Genomic DNA, 26,412 nt, shown 5'->3' on the forward strand with positions numbered 1-26,412 from the left:
GGAAACTGAGGTCAGTACCAGCGGCTGAACGCAGCAGCGCCGGTTCCGGTCTCTGTGGCGTGTCGAATAACCCGCAGCGGCGCCTCGATGAGTTCCATCGCATCGAAATCGGGGGCGTCACCCATCGAGGTCATCCAGGCGGTGATCCGAGTGAGGACCGCGCTTCGCTGTGTGCTGGAGAGGAGGAGGGCTTCCTCGGCCCGGGGCAGGGCGGTCCGAACCTCCTCGGCGGACAGCAGGAAGTCCCCAAACCAGCCGGGAAGCAACGCCGATCCCTGTGCGCCAAGTCCGTAGCACAGGGCCGCGACCGGGTTTGCCTTGCGGGCAGTCGCGACAAAGAGGCCGGCGCCCTCCGTCTCGGGCATGAGCGTCATGCTCGCGTCCCGCATGGCCTCCGCCGCCTCGGTAGACGCGTTGGCGTCCTCAACGAAGCCCGCGAATCGCTGGGCGGCCGGCGTGGGTGCCAAGGGTTCTGAAGGCTCCGCGGGAAGCTCGAAGAAAAGCTCTTGGTCGCCGCCGTTCGACCACCACGCAAGCGTCTCACCAAAACCTGGCGGCCTTTCCCAGTCGCCTGGCCGTATGAGGTGGATGTAGCGATCTGGTAGTGCGCGGGCCTCCTCGTCAGGGATGACGCCGACCACCCACAACCCTGTTGAGCTCACCGTCACACCTCTCGGTCCGCAGGGCAACTGTATCTGCCCCGCATCACAAGATCAGCGACGGAGCCGAATGACGTGACGCCGGAACCGCCTCGGCAGCAGCGCAGGGTCGGACGCAGGGGCGGCGAGCGTCGGTTCCGGCAGTGTCCACGTCACAGGCCATGCCTTCCACCCGGTCCGCCCGTCGGCAAACCGAGTGCGCGTACGCACTGCCGGCCCGACCACATCAGGCCGCGACGAGCTCCGGCTCGCGGTCCGGCGTCTTGACCTTGGGCTTCTTGTTCGGCAGCGAGAGCCGGACGACCTTGCGCCACGCGGAGAACACCTGCTTGGGCAGCGGCCCGCTGACGTACTCCAACTCGTACTTCTCGAACAGTGCGCGCACCTTCACCGCGACCTCGGCGTACCGGTTGCTCGGCAGGTCCGGGAACAGGTGGTGCTCGATCTGGTGCGACAGGTTGCCGGTCATGAAGTGCATGGCCTTGCTGCCGCTGATGTTTGCCGAACCCATCATCTGGCGCAGGTACCACTGGCCGCGCGTCTCGCCCTTGATCGACCGGCGCTCGAAAACCTGCACGCCCTCGGGGAAGTGCCCACACATGATCACCGAGTGGGACCAGATGTTGCGGACCAGGTTCGCGGTGAACGTGGCGGCGAGCGTGGTCAGGAACGACGGGCCCGACAGCAGCGGGTGGATCACGTAGTCCTTGAGCACCTGCTTGCGGATCTTGCGGCCCACGTCCTTGGCCCGGGCGCGGAACTCGGGGTTCTTGCGGCGGCGCTTGTGCAGGTTCTTGCCGAGCTCCAGGTCGTACGCCGCGATGCCGTACTCGAAGAAGCAGGCGTTGATGAAGTTCCACAGCGGCTGGCCGAGGTGGAACGGGTGCCACTTCTGGTCCTCGTCGACGCGCATGATGCCGTAGCCGAGGTCGTTGTCCTTGCCGATCACGTTGGTGTACGTGTGGTGCAGCTCGTTGTGCGAGTGCTTCCACTGATCGGCCGGTGAGACGTGATCCCACTCCCAGGTGGTGGAGTGGATCTTCGGGTCGCGCATCCAGTCCCACTGGCCGTGCAGGATGTTGTGGCCGATCTCCATGTTGTCCATGATCTTCGCCACGGACAGACCCGCGGTGCCGAGCAGCCACGCGGGCGGGAAGAACGAGAACAGCAGCACGCCCCTGCTGGCCAGCTCCAGCTTGCGCTGCGCCGAGATGACCTTACGGATGTAGGCGGCGTCCTTCTCGCCACGGCTGGCGATCACCTCGTCGCGGATCGCGTCCAGCTCGCGGCCGAGCTCCTCGATCTGCTCCGCGGTCAGGTGGGCGGTGGGGTCGATGGCGGTCAAGGTGTTCCTACCGTTCGATGTCGCAGGGGCCCGCCGCGGCGGACACGCAGGTCTGGATGAGGACGCCCGGCTCGGCCTCGGTGATCTCGCCGGTGCGCAGGTCGCGGACGGCGCCCGCCTTGAGCGGCGTGACGCAGCCGAAGCAGATGCCCATGCGGCAGCCGGAGGGCATGAGCACGCCGGCCTCCTCGCCGATGTCCAGCAACGGGGTGGCGCCGTCCGCGTCGACACTCTTGCCGGTGGCGCTGAACGTGACCTCGCCGCCGTCGCCGGTGACGACGATGCCGGGGCGGAAGCGTTCGGTGTGCAGGCGCTCCGGTACGCCGTGCTCGGTCCAGTGCTCTTCGGCGGCGTCGAGCAGGCCCGCGGGCCCGCAGGCCCAGGTCTCGCGCTCGGCCCAGTCGGGTACGAGTTCGCCGAGACGGGCGATGTCGAGCTTGCCGTCCGTGTCGGTGTGCACCTCGGTGAGCCGCAGCTTCTTGTCCGCGACCAGGTCGTGCAGTTCGTCGCGGAAGATCACGTCTTGCGGCTGGGGCGCGCAGTGGACCATGACGACGTCGTCGAACTCGGTGTCGCGCAGCATGCCCATCACCGGCGTGATGCCGCTGCCGGCCGTCAGGTAGAGCACCTTGGCGGGCTTGGCCCGGGGCAGCACGAAGTCACCGGTCGCCTGGTCGAGCTGGATCAGCGTGCCCGGTTTCGCCCGGCGGACCAGGTGGTTGCTGACCTTGCCGTCCGGGATCGCTTTCACGGTGATCGTGACGCGGCCGTCCTCGCGGTCTGTCGGTGAGGTGATGGAGTAGGCACGCCACAGGCGCACCCCGTCGACGTCGACACCGATCCGCACGTACTGACCGGCCGTGTGGCCGCGCCAACCCCGTCCCGGCCTGATCACGACGGTCGCGGCGTCACCCGTCTCGGGGTGCACGGCCTCGATGCGCCCCCGCAGGTCGGCGCCCGCACGCAGCGGGCTGACCAGGTCGAGGTAGTCCGACGGCAGCAGCGGTGTCGTGACCATCTCCAGCAGATTCCACGCCCTGCCGCGGAGGGTTGTACTCGTCATGACCCCAGCTTGCTGCGTCCCAGGGCGTAAAGTCCTGACCGCAGGACGTGAAACTGATCAGCGGAATTGTTCGCAGGGAATAAAAACGTGAGCCATGTAACCCGGAAGGCCAGCGAACTGGCTCTGGATGAGACGACGGTCACCGTACTTCGGGCCGCGCTGAAGACCACCGCCGACGAAGTCGTCCAGGCGATCATCGAAGAGGTCCCTCCCTACGCCAACGCCCTTTCGGGCCACATGGGCGCCACCATCCGCCGAGCCGTCCGCACCGCCCTGGGGCACTACCTGGACCTTGCGAGCGGGAACGCCACAGGCGGCGACGGCGGTGACGCGGCCTACGAGCTGGGCCGCGGCGAGGTCCGCGACGGTCGTTCGATGGACGCCCTGCTCAGCGCCTACCGCGTCGGCGCCCGAGTGGCCTGGCGATGCCTGGCAGAGGGTGCCGTACCCGCAGGTCTGCCCGCCGCCGAGGTCGCCAAGTTCGCCGAGCTGACCTTCGCCTACATCGACGAGCTCTCCGCCGCGAGCGCCGCGGGCCACGCCGACGAACTGGCCGCCCGGGGCAGGGCCCACGAGCGCCACCTGGAACAGCTGGCCCGCGACCTCCTCGCCGACGCGAGCCCGGACGTGCTGCTGGCCTCCGCTCAACGGGCCGGGTGGCAGCCTCCGGTTTCGCTGACCGCGGTCCTGCTGCCCGCCGCCCAGGCCCGGCCTGCCTGCCGCGCGCTCGACCCGAGCACCCTCGTCCTCGACGATCTGCCGGACGCCACCGGTGTGCTGCTCGTCCCCGATGCCGACCGATCACATCTCTTGCGGCAGCTGACCGACCGCACCGCCGTGGTCGGCCCGGCCCGACCATGGACTTGTGCGTCCGCCTCGTACGCACGAGCCGTACGCGCGCGCTCCTTCTCCTCCGATATCCGCGACACCGAGGACCACCTGCCCGAGCTGGTGCTGAGCGCCGACGTGGACGCGTTCGCGGACCTGCGTGCCCGAGCCCTCGCACCGTTGCGGAGCCTGCCTGTCGCGACGGCACGGCGGCTGGAGGAGACGTTGCGGGCGTGGCTGCTGCACCAGGGCAGGCGGGACGAGGTGGCGGCGGCGCTGTTCGTCCATCCCCAGACGGTCCGGTACCGGATGTCGCAGCTGCGGGAGCTGTTTCCGGATCTTGCGTTGCCGCACCGGGTCCTTGAACTGACGCTGGCGGTCGGTCTTCGCGCCGGCTGACACCTGCGCCGACCGTCCACGACCGCGTCCACGACCGCGTCCGCGAGCGCGTCCGCGAGCGCGTCCGCGAGCGCGTCCGCGAGCGCGTCCGCGAGCGCGTCCGCGAGCGGCTCGGGAATCGTGCCTCGTTCCCGGTGCCATCAGGGAGAAGGCGAACGGGCCACGCTGCCCGGTCCGGTGCGCCGCATCGGCATTTCAGGTGAGGGTCTCCAGGGCCGGCGGCCGTGACCACGCCGACCGCCCGTCCCCGTACGGGACTCCGGCCGGGGTCAGGGCTGCCTCGGCGGGACATGGCTGCGGGGTGGCAGGCCGGTGGGCTTGCCGAGGCGTACCGGGACTCCGGGCGAGTACAGGACGCTGACCGGCGGCCCGCCGAGAGCCGGGAGTCCGGCCGCCGCGAGGAGGTTCTCCTCGCAGTCCAGCAGCTGCGCGCGGTGGAGCGGCCAGCGCGGATGGTCGTTGGCCAGGTAGCCGGTACCGCCGGCGAAGGTGTTGTGCATGCCCCAGCGGGCGGTGAGGAAATGCTCCAGCTCCGTCGGCTCCGGAATGGGGTGGCCGACCGTGACGACGATCCGGCTGCGTGCCCGGGAGGTTCCGGGGCGGAGCCGGTCACTGCGGTACGTGACGGTGTCGCCGTCCGCTCGTACGTCCATGCGGGACCACAGGTAGGGGAGCCGGAAGCCGAGGCGTCCCAGGAGCACCGGCACGAGCCGGGAGGCGTCCATGGACCGGAAGACGACCCCGCGGCGGCCATGCGCGTCGACCGAGTAGAGGCGCACGTTGGTCTCAGGGAAGGAGCCGAAATACGGCACCCCGGGCAGCCGTAGCCAGCCCACCTTCTCCATCCGGAAGGCGACCAGACCGACGTAGGTGACCCCGTCGTACGTGTCCGCGGTGAGCCCGTGCGGCAGCAGCGGGGCGACGTCTGCGGGGTCGACGGCCCAGTGGATGAAGGTGAGGTCGAGCCACTGCTGGGTGAGGAGCGGACTGAGCACTGCGTCCGGCGCCTCGGGCGTGATGGGCGTGGGGTGCACCTCACCAGAGTGCCAGATCGCTTGCGGGGGACGGGTGTGTCCGGGGCGGTGACGGCCGCCGCGGCCACGGCGGCCGGCGACCGGGGCAGTGGGCTTCAGCCGTACAGCGGGACATTGCGGCGGCCGGCGGGTGAGGGGGGCCACCGAAGGTGTACGCCGGTCATGCGGGCGATGAGGCGCAGATGGGCGCCCGTGTTGCCGACGTACCAGAGCGGGCGTTCCGCCCTGGTCCAGACGTACGCCGGCACGCCTGCGTCCAGGAGAGTCATCAGGCGGGGCTCTTCGAGCGTCGCGGCCGAGAGTGCGTACAGCGCCGGCAGTCTGGGGGCGATCACGCCGTAGTCGAGCATCCGGGCGAGGGCGTGTTCGTCGAGGATGGTGTCCTCGGTGGGCAACGCGACGGGGTACACCGGCGGGAAGGACCGGCCGAGGTCGAGGAACCACTTCACGGTCGCGTAGCGGGGGTCGACCAGCCGTGGCCCGAACGGGGCCAGCCACCCCAGCATGAGCCGCGGTCGCACCAGCATGGCGTGGGTGAACAGGACGCGCAGCAGGGCGACGTTCATCATGAACCGCTCCACCTGTGCTTCCGGCGCGGCCAGGTTCTCGTGGCGCAGGTAGCCGGCGACGATGCTGGCGTTGTGGGCGCGGTACCAGGCGGCGGGCGACGGCCTGCGGATGCAGTCCACCCAGTACTCGACGCTTCTGGCGCTTGCCTCCCCAGGGGCACCGGCGCACAGCAGACGCGCCTCCACCTTGTCCCTGAGAAGCCCCTCGTTCACGGCACGCCACCATGCGCTGCCCGGACGCGCACCGGACTCTGCGGCGAGCACTCCGCGTGCGGCCGACCATCGCAGAAAGCTCAGCTCGGCGTGACCGTATCGGCGCAGGGGCTCGCAGGCCTGTGCGTAGAAATCCTGCGCCAGCGCCAGGCGTGCGGCCACATCGTCCCGGACCAGCGCGATCCGCCGCTCGGCTCGGGATGCTGCATCGGACATGAGTTCAGGATCCGTGGTGGCGGCGCGTTCGGCCACCGGCTCGAGGACCTCCTCCTCGGCCCGGCACAGCGGCGCTGGACCGGACATGCCCGACCGCCGCGCCGCAGACGGTGTCGATCTGCCGGAACCGGGAATGGCCGCATGGATGCCCCGCCGGGCAGGTGGTCGCCGGCACTGCCGCGCTGACCGACTGATGCGATGCGGGTTGCAGGCCTGTCAACTGTGCTGATTGCGCCCAGGGTTGGCCCTTGCGTGAGCGGACAATACGATGGCGCATCACGCGTTGCGAGAAAAGTATCGAAACATTCGAACCGTACACGGTGAGTGAAGCCCTGCCCGGCTTTTGGTCACCTTCCGTGCTGTCCCGGCCGAGGAGTGTGAGTGAAGGCCCCGCAATATGTCATGACCGATGCGATGACGTCCTTCCTGGTCCTGCTGCCCCTGGTCGCGAGCCCGGCTGCCGACGCGGGGGACCGGCGGAGTACGCCGCTCAAAACCGCTCCCTGTGGCAGCTCGCCCAGCTCGCCCAGCTCGCCCAGCTCGCCCAGCTCGCCCAGCTCGCCCAGCTCGCCCAGCTCGCCCAGCTCGCCCAGCTCGCCCAGCTCGGCGCTGCTGGCGGGGCGGGGCGGGGTCGGGGTCGGGGTCCTCACGACTTGCCGGGCGGGGCCGTGCTCTGTCGCTCCACCAGATGCGTGGCCAGCTCGATGCGCTGGGCACCCTTACCGGGTTCGTCCTGGTTGAACAGCATGCGCGACGCCTCCTCGGCCATCTGGCGAAGTGGCTGGTGCACCGTGGTCAGCGGCGGGCTCGACCACTGCGCGAGCGGTACGTCGTCGTAGCCGACCACGGACAGGTCTTGCGGTACGCGCAGCCCTTTGAGTCGCGCCGCCTCGAGCACGCCGAGCGCCTGGAGATCGCTGCCCGCGAAGATCGCCGTCGGCCGGTCCTGTTCGTCCAGCAGGCTCATCGCGTGCTCGAAGCCGCCCTGCACATGGAAATCGCCGAACCGTATCAGCCGCGGGTCCACGTCCAGGGCCGCCATCGCCAGGGCGGAGCGATAGCCGTCCAGGCGGGCGCGTGAGCACAGCATGTCCTTGGGTCCGGTGATGATCGCGACCCGCTCGTGGTTCAGTGCCGTGAGATGCCGGGTGGCCGCAAGACCGCCGGCCCAGTTCGCCGAGCCCACCGACGGCACATCGGGGTCGGGGTCGCCTGCGGGGTCGACGACCACGAAGGGAATGGCCGCTGACCTGAGCTGCCGTTTGACGTCCTGCGGAAGCGTGGAGAAGACCAGGACGACGCCCAGCGGCCGTCTTTGCAGCACTCCTTCGAGCCATTCCGGCCCAGGCGTATGCCGTGTGCCGCTCACGGTGAGCACCACCGTCGCATGGTTCTCCCTCGCGACCTGCTCCACCCCCTTGACCAGCTCCATCGCCCAGATGCTGTCCAGCTCGTGGAACACGAGTTCAACAAGCCCGGGCCACGGTGCCGTCCGGGGGCGGCGGCGGTAGCCGTGGACCTCCAGCAGCCGCTCGACCTTGGCCCGGGTCGCACGGGACACGTCGGTACGGCCGTTGAGGACCTTCGAAACTGTCGGAAGCGAGACGCTCGCAAGTTTCGCCACCTCAGCCAGGGTCACCCGGCCGTTCGTCTCGTCGTCATTGCCCATGTGTGCAGGGTATAGGCACCGACATCGGTAACGGTTCAGACGCGTGCATGCATGACTGTTGACCGAGTCTCGGGCCTGTCCTAGTGTCCCCACCGCAGAGAATTTCGGTAATGAGGCCGAAACTTTCGAAAGGCGAACGATGAAGACACGCGCACGCTTGCCCAGACTGGTCGCCGCCGGTGCGACGCTTGCCCTGGCGTTGCCCCTGTCCGCCTGCGGCGCCGGCAACGGCCAGGCGTCGTCGGACGACGGCAAGATCCATGTTCTGGTCTACGGGGACGCCAGCAACAAGGTTGAGAAGCAGATAGTCAGCACGTTCAACAAGACGTCCGACGTCAAGGCTGTCCTCGACACCATCCCCGGTGCCGACTATCAGCAGAAGCTCCAGACGATCATCAACACCCCGCAGGCGCCGGACATCTTCTTCAACTGGGGCGGCGGCAGCATCCAGCCGTTCGTCAAGGCCGACCTGTTGCTGCCGCTGGACGATTTCATCAAGAAGAACCCGGATCTGGACAACAAGTTCCTCCCCTCGGTCTTCAACAGCGCAGTGGTCGACGGCAAGCCCTACGGCGTGCCGATGCGTGGCACCCAGCCCGTCCTGCTGTTCCACAACAAGAAGGTTCTCGACCAGGCGGGAATCAAGCCGCCCCAGACCTGGGACGAACTGCTCGCCGCGGTCAAGAAGCTCAAGGCCGAAGGCGTCACGCCCATCGCCCTGGGCGGCGGTGACAGATGGCCGACCCTCATGTGGTTCGAGTACCTCTACGACCGCGTCGCAGGACCGGGCCTGTTCGAGAAGGCCATCCAGGGCGACAAGTCGGTGTGGGAGAGCGCCGACAGCAAGAAGGCACTGAGCATGCTCAGGGACCTCGTGGACGCCGGCGCCTTCGGGAAGAACTACGACTCGGTGAAGTACACCAACGGGGCCTCACCGGCACTGCTGGCCTCCGGCAAGGCCGGCTTCGAGCTCATGGGCTCGTGGTACTACGCCCAGCAGCAGACGGACGCCAAGGACTTCGCGGAGAAGGACCTCGGCTACACCACATTCCCGGCCATTTCCGGCGGCAAGGGCGACGCTGCGAACGTCGTCGGGAACACCAACAACTTCTACTCGGTGCTGAAGAAGACCAAGCACCCCGAAGCCGTCGCCGAGTTCCTGAAGCTCATGTACTCGGATGAGTTCGTGAAGGCGCAGCTGGCCATCGGCAACCTGCCGACGACCACGAACACCTCGTCCTTCCTGGACTCCTCGGCCAATCCCGACTACTCGCGCTTCCAGTACGACCTGGTCGCAAAGGCCCCCGCGTTCCAGCTGTCCTGGGACCAGGCGTACCCGCCGTCGGCCGGCACCCCGATCCAGCAGGCCGTGCAGCAGTTCTTCAACGGTCAGATGGACGCGGACGGCTTCATCAAGGCCATGCAAGCACTTCCGAACGAATGAACGGCTCATGACGACACAGATCACGAGCACCCAGCCCGCCGCCAGGTCTCGCAAGGAGGCCCGGCGGCGGCCGGCCGGCTCGTCCGCAGCAAACGTGGGAAGACCCGGCTTCACCTGGGCCCTGCCCGCCACCTTGTTCTTCGCTGTCTTCGCAATCGTTCCCCTGGTCATGGTTGCGGTGCTGTCCTTCATGAGCTGGAACGGGCTCGGATCGCCTCAATTCGTCGGCACGGACAACTGGTCACGGCTTCTGGACGACCCTGTGATGCTCAAGAGCATCTGGGTGACCCTGCTCCTGACGGCACTCGGCATCCTCATACAGACGCCGCTCAGCATCGTCCTGGGGGTCTGGGCTGCCGGCTACCAGCGCAACCGAGCCGTGCTGTCCGCCATCTACTTCGTCCCGCTGCTGCTGTCGGCCACCGCGGTTTCCGTCCTGTGGCGAGCGCTGCTCGACCCCAACTTCGGCATCCCAGCCGATGCCACCTGGCTCTTCGGTGACGGCAACCTGTTCGGCGAGCAGACCACGGCCATCGGGGTGCTGGCGTTCGTGAGCACCTGGCAGTTCACTCCCTTCCACACTCTGATCTACCAAGGTGCTGCCCGAGCCGTCCCACAGGTGCTCTACCAGGCCGCAGAGATCGACGGAGCAGGCCGCTACCGGCAGTTCTTCCACATCACGCTGCCGCAACTGCGCAACGCGATGATCACCTCGATGATCCTGATGACGGTCGGCGGTCTGACCACGTTCGAGACGGTCCTCATCCTCACGCAGGGAGGCCCCGGCACCGACACCACCATCAGCGCCTACTACATGTACGAAAAGGCCTTCAAGAGCTTCGATTTCGGTACCGGGTCCGCCATCGCCCTCACCCTGGTCGTCGCGTCGACCATCATCTCGCTCATCGTCGTCCGCGTATCGGGCTACGACAAGATGCGCAGCTCCATGGAGGGTGTGTCATGAGGCGCCGTCCCAACTACCTGGCCGGCGTCGGCTCCGTCGTCTGGCTGTTCCTGGTCGGCCTGCCCCTGTACGTGATGCTCGCGGCGACCCTGCGCACCCGCGGCGACTACGCGCAGAACGGCCCGGTGTCGGTGCCTGACACCTTCACCTTCGACAACTACCTCAACGCCTTCGACTCAGGCTTCGGCCGATACTTCGTCAACACCATTGTCGTCACGGCAGCCGTGGTAGGCCTGGTGCTGGTACTGGTGCCGCCGCTCTCGTACGCCATCGTCCGCAGCCGCAGCAAAGTGACCTCTGTGGTCTTCCGCCTGTTCCTGCTGGGCCTTGCCATTCCGGCCCAGGCCGTCATCGTCCCGATGTTCTACCTCATCAGCGAAGCAGGGCTGTACGACAACCTGCTCGGCGTCATCCTGCCGACAGCCGCGTTCTGCCTGCCGATGTCGGCGCTGATCCTCAGTGGCGCCATGCGGGACATCTCGCCCGAACTGTTCGAGGCCATGGCCGTGGACGGTGCGACTCCGCGGCGCATGTTCTTCCAGTTGGTCGTACCACTGTCCCGTGGGGGCCTGTCCACGATCACCGTGTTCTCCGCGCTCCAGGCATGGAACGGCTTCCTCTTCCCGCTCGTGCTGACCCAGTCCGACTCCACCAAGGTGATCACGCTGGGTCTGTACAACTTCCAGACCGAACACGGCATCGACATCCCCGGCCTCCTCGGGGCCGTGATGCTGTCCATGCTGCCCGTCCTGCTCGTCTACCTGTTCGCCCGTCGCGCCCTGGTCCAGGGCCTGATGGGCGTCGGAGGAAAGTGACCGCCCCGTGGCCGTAGAGACCTCCCCCCAGACCCCGCCCTGGAACGATGCGGCCCGTCCCCTAGCCGCCAGAGTCGCCTCCCTGATGGACGCGATGACTCTGGAGGAGAAGACGGCCCAGCTCTATGGCGTGTGGGTCGGCGCCTCCGCCCACGGTGGCGAAGTGGCTCCCCACCAGCACGACATGGAGGACCCTGTCGACCTCGACGCGCTGATGCCCACCGGACTGGGACAGCTGACCCGGCCCTTCGGCACCGTGCCCGTCGACCCCGCGCTCGGGGCCCTTTCCCTTCAGCGCACCCAGGCCCGTATCGTCTCGACCAACCGCTTCGGCATCCCCGCTCTCGCACACGAGGAATGCCTGGCCGGCTTTGCCGCCTGGGGAGCCACCGCTTACCCCGTCCCGCTGTCCTGGGGTGCCACATTCGACCCTCAGATCGTGCGGCGCATGGCCACGACCATCGGCCGTGACATGCGCTCGGTCGGCATCCATCAGGGACTCGCACCAGTCCTCGACGTGGTGCGCGACGCCCGCTGGGGCCGCGTGGAGGAGACGATCGGCGAGGACCCGTACCTCGTGGCCACCATCGGCACAGCGTACGTGCAAGGACTGGAGGCGGCAGGAATCGTCGCCACCCTCAAGCACTTCGTCGGCTACTCCGCCTCCCGCGCAGGACGCAACCTCGCTCCCTCGGCGATCGGACCCCGGGAACGGGCCGACATCCTGCTGCCCCCGTTCGAGATGGCCATACGCGAGGGCGGCGCCCGCTCCGTCATGCACGCCTACAACGACAACGACGGCGTACCCGCCGCCGCTGACAGGCGGCTGCTGACCGACCTGCTCCGGGACACCTGGGGCTTCGACGGCACGGTCGTAGCGGACTACTTCGGCATCGCGTTCCTCAAAACCCTGCACGGCGTCGCAGCGGACTGGGCCGGCGCCGCAAACACGGCCCTCACAGCGGGCGTCGACGTCGAACTGCCCACCGTCAAGACCTTCGGCGAACCACTCGTCGAGGCGGTCAAGGACGGCCGCATCCCGGAGTCGCTCATCGACGGCGCCCTGAGCCGGGTCCTCCACCAAAAGGCTCAGCTCGGCATGCTCGACCCGGACTGGAGTCCAGTGCCCGCCGCACTGAGCGGTGCCGACCTCGACGACCCCGACGCACTGCGCGGCAAGGTCGACCTGGATCCTGCCTCCAACCGCGAACTGGCCCGCGAAATAGCCGAGAAGGCGGTGGTCCTCCTCAGCAACGACGGTGTGCTGCCGCTGGCAGCGCCACGCCGCATCGCCCTGATCGGCCCCAACGCGGCAGAGGCCACAGCCGTCCTCGGCTGCTACTCCTTCCCCATGCACGTCGGCGTCCAGCACCCGGACATCCCCATCGGGATAGACCTGCCCACCCTCCACGACACCCTTACGGCCGATTTCCCCGACACGGACATCACCCTCACCCGTGGCACCGGCATCGACGACGGAGACCTCTCCGGGATCGACGAGGCAGTACATGCCGCCCGGAACGCGGACATCGTCATCGCTGTCCTCGGCGACCGCGCCGGCCTGTTCGGCCGTGGCACCAGCGGCGAAGGATGCGACGCGGAGTCACTCACCCTCCCCGGAGCCCAGCAGCACCTCCTCGACGCACTCCTCGACTCCGGCCGCCCGGTCGTCACCGTGCTGCTCGCAGGGCGGCCATACGCCCTCGGCCGTGCCGTGGAGGAGTCCGCAGCGATCGTGCAGTCCTTCTTCCCGGGAGCCGAAGGCACCCGCGCGATCGCCGGCATACTCAGCGGCCGCACCGATCCCTCGGGACGCCTGCCCGTCAGCGTGCCCCGGAGCCCCGGCGCCCAGCCGACCACATACCTCGGTGCCCGCCTGGCCCAGGCCAGCGATGTCTCCAATATCGATCCGACCCCCGCGTTCGGATTCGGCCACGGCCTCAGCTATACGACATTCGCCTGGAGCGATCTCACGGTTCAGACTCAGCAGGCCTCAACAGAAGACGAGTTCACCCTCGCCTGCACCATCCGCAACACAGGCGAACGGCCCGGCACCGAAGTCGTCCAGCTCTACCTCCACGACCCGGTCGCCTCCGTCGTCCAGCCGGTACAGCGCCTCATCGGCTACAGCCGAGTGCCCCTCGCACCGGGCGAAACCCGTCGCCTTCACATCACCGTTCCCGCCGACATCGCCTCCTTCACCGGCCATGACGGCTACCGCATCGTCGAACCAGGCGACCTGGAGCTCCGTCTGGCGTCATCGAGTACAGCTGCTCGCCTGACAGCCACCGTCACCCTGACCGGCCCAAGCCGCATCGTGGATGAAACACGCCGATTCCACGCCACCTTCGTCCAGAAATCCACCGACGACGAATGACCTGGGCTGGAACCAAGCATGCGGGGACGCGCACGAAGTGAATCGCGTCCGGGAGACGTTTGGACGGGAGGACACCTGACGGGGTGGCTCTGCATTGCTGTGGAGCCACCCCGCGCTCCTCAAATGGTCCCACTGGCGGCGTCGTCACCAGGCCCGATCCCGGGCCGGCTGCTACCGGCGGCAAGCAGCCCAGGCTTGATCGAGCGGTTCAGTCGGCGAGTTCCGTCAGGTACGGCGCTCGGAATTCGGTCCGGATCACCGCACGCACGGGGTCCAGTCAGCCGGCTGCGGTCAGGCGGCGCCGAAGCTCCTCCTGCGAGACGTCCTCCACGTGGGTCAGAAATACCCAAATATGCCCCGAAGGGTCCTTGAGAATGACGGTGCGGTCACCGTGGAACATGTCCTTCGGAGGCTGGAGGATCTCAGCGCCGGCGGCTTCTGCACGCTCCGCCAGGCTGTCGACGTCCGGCACGAAGACGTGCAGCGTGACGGACGTACCTCCGCCGAGCGAGGTCGGTGCGGCGAAGGAGGCTGCCTCTGCCTCGTCCACGCCGGCGTCGCCCAGCATCAGGGCCGACCGTCCGACGGTGATCTCGGCGTGCAGAATTCCGCCGCCCGGAGCGTCGATCCTGAAGTCCTCACGGGCGCCGAACGCCCGCTGATAGAAGTCGATCGCCGCGGCGGCGTCGTCGACCATGATGTGCGGGATCACGGCATAGTGATAGCGGTCGGGGATCTCGATGTGGGCTGTGCGCTCGGTCACGGCGAACCTCCTCGAAAGGCACCGCTGGTCGGTTCCTGCGGCTCCGGAAGGAACCTAGAAGTTCAAGTTTGGTTGAGGTCAAGCGTCGGTGTGGCTCTGCCCCCGCCTGCCTGCAGCCCTGTCCTGCCCATCGGAAGGCACGGCTCGCCAACTCGAGCGCTCGGCCCGCCGCACGGCCGCGACCGGTTCATGCCGGCAGTGGACGCATGGGTCAGAGCGTTGGTCGGCGGGATCGGGCCGCCTCGATGTCAGGGACGTGTTCCTCGGCCCAGAGTCGTACGGCGCGGAGCGGGATGAGCAGAGAGCGGCCCAGGGGCGTGAGGGCGTATTCGACGCGGGGTGGGTTCTCGTCGTACGCGTGGCGGCTGACCAGACCGTCGGCTTCCAGGGAGCGCAGGGTTTCGGTCAGGACCTTCGGGGTGATGCCCCGGATATGCCCCTTCAGTTCACTGAAGCGGCGAGGTCCGTCGTCGAGGGCGTTGACGACGAACACGGTCCAGCGGGCGCCGATTCGGTGCAGCACCGTGCGGCTCGGGCAGGTCGCCGCCATGACGTTGTATGCCTTGCCCATCGCTGCTCCCGGTTCCGTTGAAGATACCGGTATCAAATCCATACCGTGGTGCTCGATCCTAACGGAAGGGAGTCGAGAGACATGGAACGGATCCTTGTCATCGGCGGTGCGCGGGCGTTGGGCGCGGCGGTCGCGAGGCGTGCGGCGAAGGACGGGTACGAGGTTGTCGTCGGTGCCCGCGATCTGGCTGCGGCCGACGTGCTGGCCGGCGAGATCGGTGCCACGGCGGTGCGGGTCGATCTGCAGGACGAGTCGACGCTCGCGGCCGCGGCGGAACGGCTGAAGGACGGAATCGACCACATCGTGACGACCGGTTCGGCGCCGCACGATGTTCGCGCGACCGAGCTGGACCGCGACAGGCTGCTGGCCGCGTTCACGGCGAAGGTGGTCGGCCCGATGCTGGTGGCCAAGCACTTTGCGCCGGTCCTGCGGCCGACCGGGTCGATGGTGCTGTTCTCCGGTGTGGTCGGCTGGCGCCCTGGGCGGGGATCACTCGTCAAGGGCGTCACGAACGGTGCGGTCGAGTACGCCGCGCGCCACCTGGCGGCGGATCTGGCACCGGTACGGGTCAATGCCGTCTCGCCCGGCGTCGTGGACTCGGGTGCATGGGATCGCCTCGGTGACAAGAAGACCGCCTTGCTGAGCAAGAGCGCGGACGGAACCTTCGTCGGACGCCACGGTGAGGCCGGCGACGTCGTGGACACGGTGATGTGGCTCCTGCGTGCGGGCTTCGTCTCCGGCGAGACGATCCACATCGAGGGCGGCGCCCGCCACAAGTCCGCCTGATCGGTTACGGCGTTCGTCAAGCCGTGCGAGGCGGCGCCCGCGGGCTCGAATGCATTCGGCGGCCAGGCGGCGTGGACGGCGTCCTCTGTGTGAGGGTGGCCGTTCCATTCCGGACCGACGGCCGACCGCCTCCCCGACCAGGACCAGAGCGCTGTCTGACTTCCCGGCAGAGTCAGGCCGCGAACGAGCGGGGCCGGCCGGATCCGGCGGACGCCGGGTGAGAAGACGATCACTCTCCAGGAAGGACACGCCGACGGACGGAAGGCGTTCTGACACCGGAGACTGACGGGCCGACCCCGCCACCACCCATATTGATGCACCTACTTCGTTGTTGCAAGTTCATCGCAATAAGAGCATAGGCTGTGCCCGGAAGATCACCCACCCGGAAAGGGGACGTGCCAGATGGGCACCTACGCGCTTCCTGACCTGCCCTACGACTACGCCGCGCTGGAACCGGCCATCACCGGGCAGATCCTGGAACTGCACCACGCCAAGCACCACGCCGCCTACGTGAAGGGAGCCAACGACACCCTGGAGCAGATCGCCGAAATCCGGGACAAGGACCAGATCACCCCGACCTCGCTGGTCGGGCTGGAGAAGACCTTCGCCTTCAACCTCTCCGGCCACGTCCTGCACTCGATCTTCTGGCAGAACCTCTCTCCCGACGGCGGCGACCGCCCCGACGGTGCCCTCGCCGACGCCATCGGCGAACATCTCGGAGGCTTCGAAGCATTCAAGAAGCAGCTCACCGTCGCGACCGCTTCCGTCCAGGGCTCCGGCTGGGGCGTGCTCGCCTGGGAGCCCCTTGGCAAGCGGCTGATCGTGGAACAGGTCTATGACCACCACGGCAACGTCGGCCAGGGCGCCACCCCGCTGCTGGTCTTCGACGCTTGGGAGCACGCCTACTACTTGCAGTACAAGAACGTCCGTCCGGACTACGTCACCAAGCTGTGGGATCTGGTCAACTGGGAAGACGTCGCCGCCCGTTACTCCGCGGCAACCGGCGCCTGAGCCGCGGCCGGCGACTTCGCTGGGCGGTCCGGGCCTGCACTCCACCCGGACCGCTCACCGCGAACCTCGCACCCGCTGTGCGGAGTTCCTGGGGCACGACCTGGGCCTGCGTCAGCACAGTCAGCAGCAGACTGGCCAACAACAAGCAAGAGGTGGCCGGCAAGGGTCTCTTCCCTGCGCCGTCGATTCCCCAAGCAGCGCCAGAGGACGGCGCGCATCAACCACACCACGGGTAGGCCGGATCTTCGGCGATCTTCACTTGCTGAGGGACGCTTCGAGGGAAGGTCCAGATACGGCCTGCAGTGCTGACAGCGGTCACTGTGGTCTCGTCCAGAGTGACCTCGGAGAACGGATTGGACCAGTTGGAGATGGCGACCCATTCCAAGGTGCATTCGTCATCGTCCCGGGTCAGGGCGACCCAGCCGATACTCCCGTGATTGGCTGACTCTCCTGCCAGGGCTCGGCTTCCGGCACGAGTCTGCGAGGAGAGCACAGAGCCGACTTCCGCCCAGTTGTTGGAACTCCACTCGGTGGCTCGCAGGTGCTCGATCCACTGCCACTGCTCCGCCCGTAGGCTGTCAGGCTGTCCGGGTGGGGAGAGACGTACGAGGTTCATCACCGACAGAGAGCCGTCGGCGAACACGATGAAGTCTCCGTCGGGTACCTCCCGAACACGCCACCGGTGGTGCACCTGGCGGGCAGCGGCTGTCGCGTCAGAGGCTTCCATGCCCAGCATGGTGGCATGGAGCGGCAGATTCTTGCGGACGTGGAACTGTGCAGTGGACTGCCCCGCCGGCGTCGGCTGTCATGGGCAGGGGTCGCCCGTGCGGTTGTTCGCTGCACCGGCCACCGCTTCGGCGACGGGATCAGGTCCTTGGGCAAGTTCCAGGACGAGCCCCGCGGTGACAGGTGTGGCGAGCAGGGCAGCCAGGACCTCGGCGACGTCGTCGCGGGTGACCTGGCCCACGCTCCGCTCCGCGGTGAGACGCACCGTGCCGGTGCCAGGATCGTCGGTGAGGGCTGCCGGGCGCAGGATGGTCCAGTCGAGGTCCTGTGCCATGACGTGGTCGTCGGCGGCGGTCTTGGCGTGCACGTAGGCGGCCCAGACCTCGTCGGCGTGAGCTGGGGGCGGACTGCCGGCGCCGCGGGTGGAGACCATGACGTACCGCCGGATCCCTGCCTGCAAGGCGGCCTCGGCCAGAAGCACGGCGGCCTGATGGTCGACGGTGTGTTTCCGGGCGGCTCCGCTGCCCGGGCCTGCGCCGGCGGCGAAGACCACGGCATCGGCTCCGGCCAGGGCCGCAGCGACGTCGTCGGACGTAGCCGCCTCCAGGTCGCAGACGATCGGCCGCATACCGTCGTCCGACAGTTCACTGCTGTGGACGGGGTTGCGGATGAGCCCGACGACGCTGTCTCCCCGGGCGGTGAGCAGGCGGCCCAGACGCCGGGCGATCCGGCCGTGCCCGCCGGCAATGACGATCTTCATGAAGCTCCCCTTTGGACTAATCAGAAGGTGATGCGCACTTTCAGCGCCGACCGGTCGTCCATGGCGCGGTAACCGTCGGGCACACCGTCGAGGTCGACGGTGCGGTCGAATACCGGCGCGGGATCGATGACGCCCGCCAGCACGTCGGTGAGCAGTTCGGACATGTAGGCGCGGGCCGGGGCGACGCCACCCGCCAGAGTGATGTTGCGGTTGAACATCTGAGCGATGTCCGCGCCGGCGCTGCCGCCGTGCGGTACGCCGACATAGCCCACGGCACCGCCGTCACGCGTGATGGAGATGGCGGTACGCATCGATTCCTCGGTGCCGACGGCTTCCAGTACGGCGTGTGCGCCCTGGCCGCCGGTCATTTCCCGGACCGCCTCGACAGCGGCCTCGCCGCGCTCGGCGACGACGTCGGTGGCACCGAACGAGCGGGCGATGTCCGTGCGGGTGCGGTGGCGGCCGAGCGCGATGATCCGGTCGGCGCCGAGACGGCGGGCGGCGAGCACGCCGCACAGGCCGACCGCTCCGTCGCCCACGACGGCGACCGTGGCTCCGGGACGGACCCGCGCCGAGACGGCGGCGTGGTGTCCGGTGCTCATCACGTCGGAGAGGGCCAGCAGACCGGGGTGGAGCTTCTCGTCGGTGACGGCGTCCTGGGGCAGTGCGACCAGGGTCCCGTCGGCGTAGGGCACACGGACCGCTTCCCCCTGGCCCCCGTCGGATCCGACCTCTCCCCAGAACCCGCCGTGCGTGCAGGAGGTCTGCAGACCCTGCCGGCAGTAGTCGCACGTGCCGTCCGACCAGACGAAGGGCGCGACCACGAAGTCGCCTGGAGCAAAACCGGTGACCGCAGAGCCGACCTCCTCCACGACGCCGAGGAACTCGTGCCCGATGCGCTGCCCGGCCACGCGCGAGGCCACCCCGCGGTAGGCCCAGAGGTCGCTGCCGCAGATGCATGCGCTGACCACGCGCACCACAGCGTCCGCAGGGTGCTGGATCCGGGGGTCCGGGACCTCCTCGATGCGGATGTCGTTCGGTCCATGGATCACGGTGGCGCGCATGCGGGGGACTCCTGATGCTGCTGAACGGGGTGGGACAGGCCGCCCAGCGTCGTCGCACGAGGTCGTTTCTGTCCAGCTACATCAGGTACACCATTCATTTAAGCTGAACTAATGCTCGATGTTCGACGACTGGTCCTTCTGCGTGATCTGGCCGCACACGGCACCGTGACCGCTGTGGCGGACCTGCACGGTGTCACCCCCTCCGCCGTCTCGCAGCAGCTCCGGCTCCTGGAGGAGGAGACCCGCACGCGCCTGCTGGAACGCACGGGCCGGTCCATCTACCTGACGCCAGCCGGGCACCGGTTGGCCGAAGACACCGAGCACGTGCTCGACGCTCTTGAGCGCGCGCAACGCCACCTGCGCAGCCATGCCACGGAGCCGATCGGGCCACTGCACCTCGCCGCCTTCCCCAGTGCCCTCGCCCCGCTGGCAGCCCCGCTCGGCCAGGCGCTGGAGGACGCCCACCCCGGGCTGAGCCTGCACATCACCGAGGCCGAACCCGAGCTCGCCGTGCGCCTGCTGCTCCAGCGGCGCGTCGACCTCGCGCTGGTCTACCGCTACACGAACCTCGCTGATCCCGTGCCCCTGGGCGTCGAGACCCACCAGTTGCATGTCGACCCGCTGACCGCCGTAGTCCGGCGTGATCACCCCGCGGCCGCCGCGGAGGGATCTCCCATCGCATTGCGGGATCTCGCACCCACTCCGTGGATCATGGCCCCCGCGGACACCGCCTGCGGCGCATCCGTCCTCCACGCCTGCCGGGCGGCGGGATTCACCCCGCGGATACAACACACCTGCTCCGACTTCAACGCCATGATCGCCCTCGCAGCGAGCGGCGGCCACCCTGTCGTCCTCCCTCGCATGGCCGCGGTTCATCTCCCGCCCACGCTTGTCGCGCGGCCGGTGGCCGACCCCGCGCTCGCTCGTACGATCGAGATCGTCACCCGGATCGAGGCAGGCCACGAACCTGCGATCCGAGCCTGCCTCGATGTACTGAGGTCCCTTGCGCCGAGCAGTACGGATGACCGAGCAGTACGGATGACGGTGTGAGTCAGTGAGCCTCAGGTGCTCCCGGGGCACACCGGCCGCCGAGATCGACCTGGCCGCCGACGGCAGTTGCCGCTGCTGCGCGGGACAGGCTGTCGAAATCAATCGCCCCGACGGGCGGGTGGCCTGATCATCTCGGGAACTGCTGCCTGCCGCCCCGGAGTCGACGCACCGTGGTGGCGTCCTGGTAGCCGACCTGCCGGGCAATGTCCGCGGTCGGCATCGCCGTTGTGACACGAAGATGTTCCGCCCGCTCCGCCCGCAGCGACCGGATGAAAGCGTAGGGGGACGTTCCCAGCCGGTCCCGGACACGACGCTCCAGAGTGCGCCGGGTGACCCCGAGAGCCAGCGCCGCGTCAGCCACTCCGACAGGACTGTGCAGATGCGCACGCGCCCATGCCTCGAAGTCGCTGGTCAACTGATCATGACCCTCGAGATAGTCGGACATCGCCCCGGTGCTCGGCGTCGGACGCTCCTCGATGAGCAGAGCGCCGGCTGTCTCGGCAGCCAGTCGGGGACTGACCCGTGCGACGATACCGAGAGCCAGATCGATGTGCGCGAAGGCCGCGCCCGCTGTGACGACGCCGGCATCGCTCACCACCATCCGCGACATGTCCAGCCGCACAGCCGGATAGCGATGCCGAAAAAGATCGGACAGCCACCACGTGGTGGTGGCCTGCCGCTGATCCAGCAGTCCGGCCTCGGCGAGAACAAAAGTGCCCGTGCAGGCCGCCGCAAGGGATCCGCCACCGTCCGCCCAGCGCCGCAGCGCCGCGCGTACCCCTCGGACGTCCGGTCGCATCAGGAAGTCGACCACGGTCGCCGGACTCTGCGCGGCCAGCGCGGGAACGAGGAGAAGATCCAGATCTGCCGCGGCCACACAGTTGTCGATCAAGCGGCCCGCCGGTATCAGCAGGCCACCCGCCGTGCGGACCGGTTCGTCCGTCGGGGTCACGAACATGCACTCCAGCGCGGGGATCGTGGCATCGACGCGCGGCCGGGCAGCATCGGCCGTCCGCAGCACATCGAGCACGGAAGTGACCCCTGAGTCCCAGCATCCGTCGAGCGCCACCACACCGATCTGCATGTCGCAAACTCCCCTGCCGATGTCGCATCGGGCACCAGCGCACTTCCTACGGTGAACCACATGGCACCCACGCAGCAGACAAACGGCGGCTCGCACACCGCTTCCGCCAAGGTACTGGTCGAGCAGGACGGCCCCGTCCTGCGCATCGCGCTCAACCGGCCCGACAAGGCCAACGCCGTCGACGCAGACATGATCACGGACCTGTCCCATGCCCTCACCCGGCTCTCGGACGACCCCGACCTGCGCGTCGCGGTCATCCACGGCAACGGCAAGCATTTCACCGGAGGACTCGATCTGGCCTCCCTCGCACCGAGACTGGCCGTCGGCGACGACAGCATCATCCCCGAGGGCGGACGTGACCCATGGGGTCTGTACCGGGAGCCCGCAACCAAGCCCGTCGTCACCGCCGTCCACGGCCGCTGTTTCACCGCGGGGCTGGAACTCGTCCTCAACAGCGAGATCTGCATCGCAGCGGACGACACGGTCTTCGGTCAGCAAGAGGTCACGCGCGGCATCCTGGCACTCGGCGGAGCGACGATACGCCTGCCACACCGCGTCGGCTGGGGCAACGCCATGCGCTACCTGCTCACCGGCGACCAGTTCGATGTCCAGGAAGCCTGGCGCATGGGCATCGTGCAGGAAGTGGTGCCGGCAGGCCAGGAACTGGGTCGCGCCCTGGAGCTGGCCCGCCGCATCGCCGCCCAGGCCCCGCTCGCTGTGCAGGCCACCCTGGCCGACGCACGCACCGTACTGGCTGCACACATCGAGGCATCCGGCGCCGGCCTGCGCAACGACGTCGGGCCGCGGCTGTTCGCGACCGCTGATGCCACGGAAGGCATCGTCTCCCTCATCGAGCGCCGACCCCCGGTCTTCAAGGGCATCTGACAGCCCTGGGCGAGCCCCTCCGATACCAGGTGGCAGACGATGCCAGCACCTACACCGTGCCCTTCGAGCACGAGCAGGACGCCCCTTCCGAAATCCGCAACCCCGTACGACGTGAAGTCCGGCCGCGCGAAGGCGGACGGCGCGCGCCCTCAGCGCAGACCGTCCCACAGGGTCCGAAGACCGCTGTGCGGGTCATGACCGGTGGCCGCCGTCGCCGCGAAGCGGCGGACGGTCCGCTGCGGAGCCCCGTAGGCGGGCCAGCCGGGATCGCCGGTGGTCGCGAAGGAGACCCAGGCGGCGTGCATGCTGTCGGCGATCGCCTGGGGCGGGTGGTCGCCGAGCAGGGGTGCGAAGGCCGGGTCGGCCAGGTTGTCGAAGACGAAGGGGACGTCCAGCGCATGGCACGCGCCCAGCGTGCCGCCGAAGGCGGGGGAGGGCCAGGCGAACTCGTAGACGAAGGCGCGAGCACCGTGGCGTGCCTGGGCCTCTGCCAGGCGCAGCGCGGGCAGGCGGTAGAACCAGTCGGTGGCGATGTCCGCGAACACCTCGCCGGGGCTCGCTCCGGGGGCGGCCGCGCGGTAGGCGGCGACGCCGCTGCCGGGCGGCAGGCCGTACGCGGCGGCGGTGCGTTCCACGAGCTCGTCGGTCACCAGGGCGCTCAGCCCGGAGGGCACGGTGAACAGGTGGAACTCGTCACTGGTGCAGCCCACCAGGACGTCGACACCCGCCGCTGCGCCCGCGGCGATCGCGTCCAGCGGTGCGTGGGGGAGGGTGTCGTTGTCGACCACCGGTTCGAAGGGCATCAGGTTGAGTGCCGCTTCACCCCACAGGGCCGGGTCGGGGCGGGCGGAGATCTCGCCGCGCAGCCGGAGCTGCGCGGCCAGCAGCCGGTCGACGGGCACGGTGGCGAGGGCGGGCCGGGTCGGCGGTACCTCGAGGATCGCCGCGAGGCGGGCGGCGACCAGGGCGGCGCTTTCGGGGGAGAGCGCGTGATGGGCCGCTCCGCTCTGCAGCGCCGCGCGGTGGAAGAGGCCCTTGGCCGCAGGCATGGCCAGCAGGGCGCCGATGCTCATGGCGCCGGCCGACTGGCCGAAGACGGTGACGCGGTCGGGGTCGCCGCCGAAGGAGGCGATGTTGTCGCGGACCCACTCGAGCGCGGCGATCTGGTCCAGCAGACCGAGGTTGGCCGGTGCGGGGTCGCCGGGACCGAGGTGCAGGAAACCCTCCACGCCGAGACGGTAGTTGAGGGTGACCAGGACGACGCCGTCGCGGGCGAACGCGGTGCCGTCGTAGCCGGTGAGCGAACCGCAGCCGTTGGTGAAGGCCCCACCGTGGAGCCAGACCAGGACCGGCAGCCGTCCGGCCGGTTCCGGGGTCCACACGTTGAGGTTGAGGAAGTCGTCGCCCGGGACGAGTGCCTCGGGGAGCAGGCGGTCCATCGGCGGCGGGTACGGTGCCTGAGGCGCGGTGGGGCCGTACGCGTCGGCGTCACGGATCCCGTCCCACGCGGCCGGCCGCCGTGGCGGCGCGAAGCGCAGCGGCCCGGTGGGAGCGGCCGCGTAGGGGATGTTCCTGAAGCCGGCGATCCCGGCAGGGCCGGTGACACCGCGGACCAGGCCGTGGCGGGTCGCGAGGACCGGTCGCATGGGCACTCCTTCGTGCACAGGGGGTACGGGGAGCCGGTTTGCTCAGTGTCCGGCGCTGACGATGCGCAGGGCGAAGTGCGCGTACTGTTCGGCGACCTGTTCTCGGGTGCGCTGGAGAGCGGGGCCGAACCACTGCGCGACCTGCACCCCGAGGCCGCCGATCGCGGTGATCGCCAGCAGCGGGTCGTCGAGCTCGAACTCGCCGTTCTTCATGCCGCGTTCGAGGACGTCGGCGAGCAGGCGGCGGCATTCCTCGCGCAACCGGAGCGAAGGCGCGGCCAGTTCGGGTGACAGGGCGTGCAGTTCGCTGTTGGTGACCACCGCAAGCAGCGGATAGTCGGTGTGGAGCAGCACATGAGCACGGACCAGGGCGGCCAGCTGCCGGGCGGCGCTGTCGTCACGGGTGCCGTCGGCCGCTTCCGTCAGCCGGGTGCGCATCTCCTCGTGGCCGATGCGCACCAGCTCGGCCAGCACGTGCCCCTTGGACGGGTAGTGCGCGTACAGGGTGGCGGAGTTGATGCCGACGATGCCCGCGATCTGCCGGATCGAGGCGCCGGCGAAGCCGGACTCGGCGAACAGTTCCAGCCCCGCCTCGAGGATCTTGCCCCGGGTGCCCGGCGGTGTGACGCCCTCGGGGAGAGCCACCCCCATGGCGACGACCCGGCGGGGCTCCCAGTCGGGAAGTTCCACGGCTGCTCCTGAGGACTCGGCGAGATTTCCAACCAATCGATTGGTTGACACCGTAACCCAGAAGCCGGATGGTGTCTCGCAACGTTCCTGAAACAACCAATCGATTGGTTGGAAGCCTGGCCGTGCTGTCCACTCCGGCAGCCCGCCGCCATCCCCGGAGGAGCCCGCCCGTGAGCCGTCCCGCCACCCGCCCTGCCGAGCCGGCGAACCTCGCGACCCTGCTGACCGCGAGCGCGGCACGCGTCCCCGCCCGGATCGCCGTGCGCCTGGGCACGGAGACCCTCAGCTACGCCGAACTGGAGGACGGCTCGGCACGGACGGCGGCCGTGCTGCGGGGCCACGGCGTGGGCCCCGGCGACCGGGTGGGGCTGATGGTGCCGAACGTCCCGGCCTTCGCCGTCCTCTACTACGCCATCCTGCGCGCCGGTGCCGTGGTGGTGCCGATGAACCCGCTGCTCAAGGCGCGCGAGGTCCGCCACTGTCTCGCCGACTCGGGCGCGGCGCTGCTGCTGACCTGGGAGGACCACGCGGCCGAAGGGTGTGCGGCGGCCGCGGACTGCGGTACCCCGCACCTGGTGGTGGGCCCCGCAGGCCTGCGCGAACCGGTGGCGACGCACGAGCCCGTAACCGAGGTGGCGGACCGTGCCGGCGAGGACACGGCCGTCATCCTCTACACCTCGGGCACCACCGGCACCCCCAAGGGCGCCGCACTCACCCACGCCAACCTCATGCGCAACACCGAGGTCTGTGCCCGCACCCTGCTGCGGCTCGACGAGGACGATGTGATCTTCGGCGGGCTGCCGCTGTTCCACTCCTTCGGCCAGGTCGTCGGCCTGAACTGTGCCGTCGCGGCGGGCGCCTGTCTGACCCTGCTGGCGCGGTTCGACCCCGCCGAGGTGCCGGCGCTCATCGAGCGCGACCGGGTGACGGTCTTCCTCGGCGTGCCGACCATGTACGCCGCGCTGCTCGCCCGGGGCGGACCGGGGACGGCCGACGCGTCGTCGCTGCGTCTGTGCATCTCAGGCGGCGCGGCCCTGCCGGTCGAGGTCCTGCGCGGCTTCGAGACGGCCTTCGGCTGCACCGTCCTGGAGGGGTACGGCCTCTCGGAGACCTCGCCGGTCGCCTCCTTCAACCACCCGGAGGGCCCCCGCCGGCCCGGCACCATCGGCACCCCGATCGAGGGCGTGCGGATGCGGATCCAGGACGACCGGGGCCGCCCGCTCCCGGACGGCGAGCCGGGCGAGATCGCGGTCTGCGGACACAACGTCATGAAGGGGTACTGGCGGCGCCCCGAGGCCACCGCCGAGACGATTGTGGACGGCTGGCTGCGCACCGGTGACATCGGCGTCCGTGACCCGGACGGCCTCTTCCGGGTCGTCGACCGGAAGAAGGACCTGATCATCCGCGGCGGCTTCAACGTCTATCCCCGGGAGATCGAGGAGGTTCTCTACGAGCACCCCGCGGTCGCCGAAGCCGCCGTGGTCGGCGTCCCGCACCCCACCCTCGGGGAAGAGATCGCCGCCGTGGTCACCCTCCGAAGCGGCGCCGTCAGCAGCCCCGACGAGCTGCGCGACTTCGTCCGCGCCCGCGTCGCCCCGTACAAGTACCCGCGTCTCGTCCGGATCGCCGACCTGCCCAAGGGGCCGACCGGCAAGATCCTCAAACGCGCGATCACGGTGTCGGCGGACCCTGCCGACGCGCCCGGCTGATCCGGGCGGCGTGCGCGGTGCCCGCGCTCACCGGTCCACCCGTGTCCGCGTCCCCCTCTCCTGTGCCCTCGG

24 protein-coding genes are annotated in these 26,412 nt (G+C 69.0%); 10 read left to right on the forward strand and 14 right to left on the reverse strand.

Going from position 1 to position 26,412, the window contains the following annotated elements; genetic code table 11:
• Nucleotides 1-11: 11 nt before the first annotated feature.
• The 3 genes from ACZ7OY_RS34250 to ACZ7OY_RS34260 form a co-directional block, all read right to left on the reverse strand.
• Complete coding sequence (locus ACZ7OY_RS34250) at nucleotides 12-662, reverse strand: hypothetical protein (protein ID WP_471915072.1); 651 nt, start codon at nucleotides 660-662, stop codon at nucleotides 12-14.
• Nucleotides 663-885: 223 nt separating this feature from the next.
• A complete protein-coding gene (locus ACZ7OY_RS34255; RefSeq protein WP_471915073.1) occupies nucleotides 886-2,004 on the reverse strand; it encodes a fatty acid desaturase family protein in 1,119 nt (372 codons plus the stop codon).
• 7 nt (nucleotides 2,005-2,011) lie between these two features.
• The gene (locus ACZ7OY_RS34260; RefSeq protein ID WP_471915074.1) at nucleotides 2,012-3,067 is read right to left on the reverse strand and encodes a ferredoxin reductase; all 1,056 of its coding nucleotides are present in this window, start codon (nucleotides 3,065-3,067) and stop codon (nucleotides 2,012-2,014) included.
• Nucleotides 3,068-3,154: 87 nt separating this feature from the next.
• Here ACZ7OY_RS34260 and ACZ7OY_RS34265 point away from each other — a divergent pair, with 87 nt between their 5' ends.
• Entirely contained in the window at nucleotides 3,155-4,294 is a 1,140-nt protein-coding gene (locus ACZ7OY_RS34265) for a PucR family transcriptional regulator (RefSeq protein ID WP_471915075.1), read from the forward strand.
• Nucleotides 4,295-4,563: 269 nt separating this feature from the next.
• Here ACZ7OY_RS34265 and ACZ7OY_RS34270 read toward each other — a convergent pair whose 3' ends face one another.
• The 3 genes from ACZ7OY_RS34270 to ACZ7OY_RS34280 all read right to left on the reverse strand — a co-directional run bounded on the left by ACZ7OY_RS34270 (nucleotide 4,564) and on the right by ACZ7OY_RS34280 (nucleotide 7,995).
• Nucleotides 4,564-5,328, reverse strand: coding sequence for a YqjF family protein (locus tag ACZ7OY_RS34270; protein ID WP_471915076.1), 765 nt, complete (start codon nucleotides 5,326-5,328; stop codon nucleotides 4,564-4,566).
• Between the two features lie 95 nt (nucleotides 5,329-5,423).
• A complete protein-coding gene (locus ACZ7OY_RS34275; RefSeq protein ID WP_471915077.1) occupies nucleotides 5,424-6,326 on the reverse strand; it encodes a hypothetical protein in 903 nt (300 codons plus the stop codon).
• A 646-nt stretch (nucleotides 6,327-6,972) separates the two neighbouring features.
• Nucleotides 6,973-7,995, reverse strand: coding sequence for a LacI family DNA-binding transcriptional regulator (locus ACZ7OY_RS34280; RefSeq protein WP_471915078.1), 1,023 nt, complete (start codon nucleotides 7,993-7,995; stop codon nucleotides 6,973-6,975).
• A gap of 139 nt (nucleotides 7,996-8,134) precedes the next feature.
• Between ACZ7OY_RS34280 and ACZ7OY_RS34285 the strand changes: the two genes are divergently transcribed.
• From ACZ7OY_RS34285 to ACZ7OY_RS34300, 4 genes are read left to right on the forward strand one after another with little or no spacing between them, the layout of a single operon-like run.
• The gene (locus ACZ7OY_RS34285; protein ID WP_471915079.1) at nucleotides 8,135-9,439 is read left to right on the forward strand and encodes an ABC transporter substrate-binding protein; all 1,305 of its coding nucleotides are present in this window, start codon (nucleotides 8,135-8,137) and stop codon (nucleotides 9,437-9,439) included.
• A 7-nt stretch (nucleotides 9,440-9,446) separates the two neighbouring features.
• Nucleotides 9,447-10,403: a carbohydrate ABC transporter permease gene (locus ACZ7OY_RS34290; protein WP_375980539.1), complete on the forward strand. Its 957-nt coding sequence runs from the start codon at nucleotides 9,447-9,449 to the stop codon at nucleotides 10,401-10,403.
• Nucleotides 10,400-11,218: a carbohydrate ABC transporter permease gene (locus tag ACZ7OY_RS34295; RefSeq protein ID WP_471915080.1), complete on the forward strand. Its 819-nt coding sequence runs from the start codon at nucleotides 10,400-10,402 to the stop codon at nucleotides 11,216-11,218. The genes ACZ7OY_RS34290 and ACZ7OY_RS34295 overlap by 4 nt, the downstream gene beginning before the upstream one ends.
• 7 nt (nucleotides 11,219-11,225) lie before the next feature.
• A complete protein-coding gene (locus ACZ7OY_RS34300) occupies nucleotides 11,226-13,595 on the forward strand; it encodes a beta-xylosidase/alpha-l-arabinosidase (protein ID WP_471915081.1) in 2,370 nt (789 codons plus the stop codon).
• Between the two features lie 277 nt (nucleotides 13,596-13,872).
• Here ACZ7OY_RS34300 and ACZ7OY_RS34305 read toward each other — a convergent pair whose 3' ends face one another.
• Nucleotides 13,873-14,358 carry a VOC family protein gene (locus ACZ7OY_RS34305; RefSeq protein WP_471915082.1) on the reverse strand — a complete coding sequence of 162 codons (486 nt, stop codon included), beginning with the start codon at nucleotides 14,356-14,358 and terminating at the stop codon, nucleotides 13,873-13,875.
• Nucleotides 14,359-14,569: 211 nt separating this feature from the next.
• Nucleotides 14,570-14,929: a winged helix-turn-helix transcriptional regulator gene (locus ACZ7OY_RS34310; protein ID WP_384724822.1), complete on the reverse strand. Its 360-nt coding sequence runs from the start codon at nucleotides 14,927-14,929 to the stop codon at nucleotides 14,570-14,572.
• Nucleotides 14,930-15,010: 81 nt separating this feature from the next.
• Here ACZ7OY_RS34310 and ACZ7OY_RS34315 point away from each other — a divergent pair, with 81 nt between their 5' ends.
• Both ACZ7OY_RS34315 and ACZ7OY_RS34320 read left to right on the forward strand, forming a co-directional pair.
• Nucleotides 15,011-15,715: an SDR family NAD(P)-dependent oxidoreductase gene (locus ACZ7OY_RS34315; protein WP_471915083.1), complete on the forward strand. Its 705-nt coding sequence runs from the start codon at nucleotides 15,011-15,013 to the stop codon at nucleotides 15,713-15,715.
• 402 nt (nucleotides 15,716-16,117) lie between these two features.
• Complete coding sequence (locus tag ACZ7OY_RS34320) at nucleotides 16,118-16,726, forward strand: superoxide dismutase (protein ID WP_471915084.1); 609 nt, start codon at nucleotides 16,118-16,120, stop codon at nucleotides 16,724-16,726.
• Nucleotides 16,727-16,943: 217 nt separating this feature from the next.
• Here ACZ7OY_RS34320 and ACZ7OY_RS34325 read toward each other — a convergent pair whose 3' ends face one another.
• From ACZ7OY_RS34325 to ACZ7OY_RS34335, 3 genes are all read right to left on the reverse strand, one after another.
• Nucleotides 16,944-17,453: a hypothetical protein gene (locus ACZ7OY_RS34325; RefSeq protein WP_471915085.1), complete on the reverse strand. Its 510-nt coding sequence runs from the start codon at nucleotides 17,451-17,453 to the stop codon at nucleotides 16,944-16,946.
• A 78-nt stretch (nucleotides 17,454-17,531) separates the two neighbouring features.
• The gene (locus tag ACZ7OY_RS34330) at nucleotides 17,532-18,212 is read right to left on the reverse strand and encodes an NAD(P)H-binding protein (protein ID WP_471915086.1); all 681 of its coding nucleotides are present in this window, start codon (nucleotides 18,210-18,212) and stop codon (nucleotides 17,532-17,534) included.
• Nucleotides 18,213-18,232: 20 nt separating this feature from the next.
• Nucleotides 18,233-19,276 (reverse strand): zinc-dependent alcohol dehydrogenase family protein, encoded by a 1,044-nt coding sequence (locus ACZ7OY_RS34335; protein WP_471915087.1) that lies wholly within the window; start codon nucleotides 19,274-19,276, stop codon nucleotides 18,233-18,235.
• 111 nt (nucleotides 19,277-19,387) lie between these two features.
• Here ACZ7OY_RS34335 and ACZ7OY_RS34340 point away from each other — a divergent pair, with 111 nt between their 5' ends.
• A complete protein-coding gene (locus tag ACZ7OY_RS34340; protein ID WP_471915088.1) occupies nucleotides 19,388-20,326 on the forward strand; it encodes a LysR family transcriptional regulator in 939 nt (312 codons plus the stop codon).
• A 127-nt stretch (nucleotides 20,327-20,453) separates the two neighbouring features.
• Here ACZ7OY_RS34340 and ACZ7OY_RS34345 read toward each other — a convergent pair whose 3' ends face one another.
• Nucleotides 20,454-21,410: a GlxA family transcriptional regulator gene (locus tag ACZ7OY_RS34345; RefSeq protein ID WP_471915089.1), complete on the reverse strand. Its 957-nt coding sequence runs from the start codon at nucleotides 21,408-21,410 to the stop codon at nucleotides 20,454-20,456.
• 60 nt (nucleotides 21,411-21,470) lie between these two features.
• On the opposite strand from ACZ7OY_RS34345, the gene ACZ7OY_RS34350 reads away from it, so the two are divergent.
• Complete coding sequence (locus ACZ7OY_RS34350; RefSeq protein ID WP_471915090.1) at nucleotides 21,471-22,295, forward strand: crotonase/enoyl-CoA hydratase family protein; 825 nt, start codon at nucleotides 21,471-21,473, stop codon at nucleotides 22,293-22,295.
• A gap of 149 nt (nucleotides 22,296-22,444) precedes the next feature.
• Here ACZ7OY_RS34350 and ACZ7OY_RS34355 read toward each other — a convergent pair whose 3' ends face one another.
• Nucleotides 22,445-23,941 carry a carboxylesterase/lipase family protein gene (locus ACZ7OY_RS34355; RefSeq protein WP_471915091.1) on the reverse strand — a complete coding sequence of 499 codons (1,497 nt, stop codon included), beginning with the start codon at nucleotides 23,939-23,941 and terminating at the stop codon, nucleotides 22,445-22,447.
• A gap of 42 nt (nucleotides 23,942-23,983) precedes the next feature.
• Nucleotides 23,984-24,631, reverse strand: a complete 648-nt coding sequence (locus ACZ7OY_RS34360; protein WP_471915092.1) for a TetR/AcrR family transcriptional regulator — start codon at nucleotides 24,629-24,631, stop codon at nucleotides 23,984-23,986.
• A gap of 170 nt (nucleotides 24,632-24,801) precedes the next feature.
• On the opposite strand from ACZ7OY_RS34360, the gene ACZ7OY_RS34365 reads away from it, so the two are divergent.
• Nucleotides 24,802-26,340, forward strand: a complete 1,539-nt coding sequence (locus ACZ7OY_RS34365) for a long-chain-fatty-acid--CoA ligase (RefSeq protein ID WP_471915093.1) — start codon at nucleotides 24,802-24,804, stop codon at nucleotides 26,338-26,340.
• Nucleotides 26,341-26,412 lie beyond the last annotated feature (72 nt).

Source organism: Streptomyces sp. NPDC107559 (assembly GCF_055657365.1).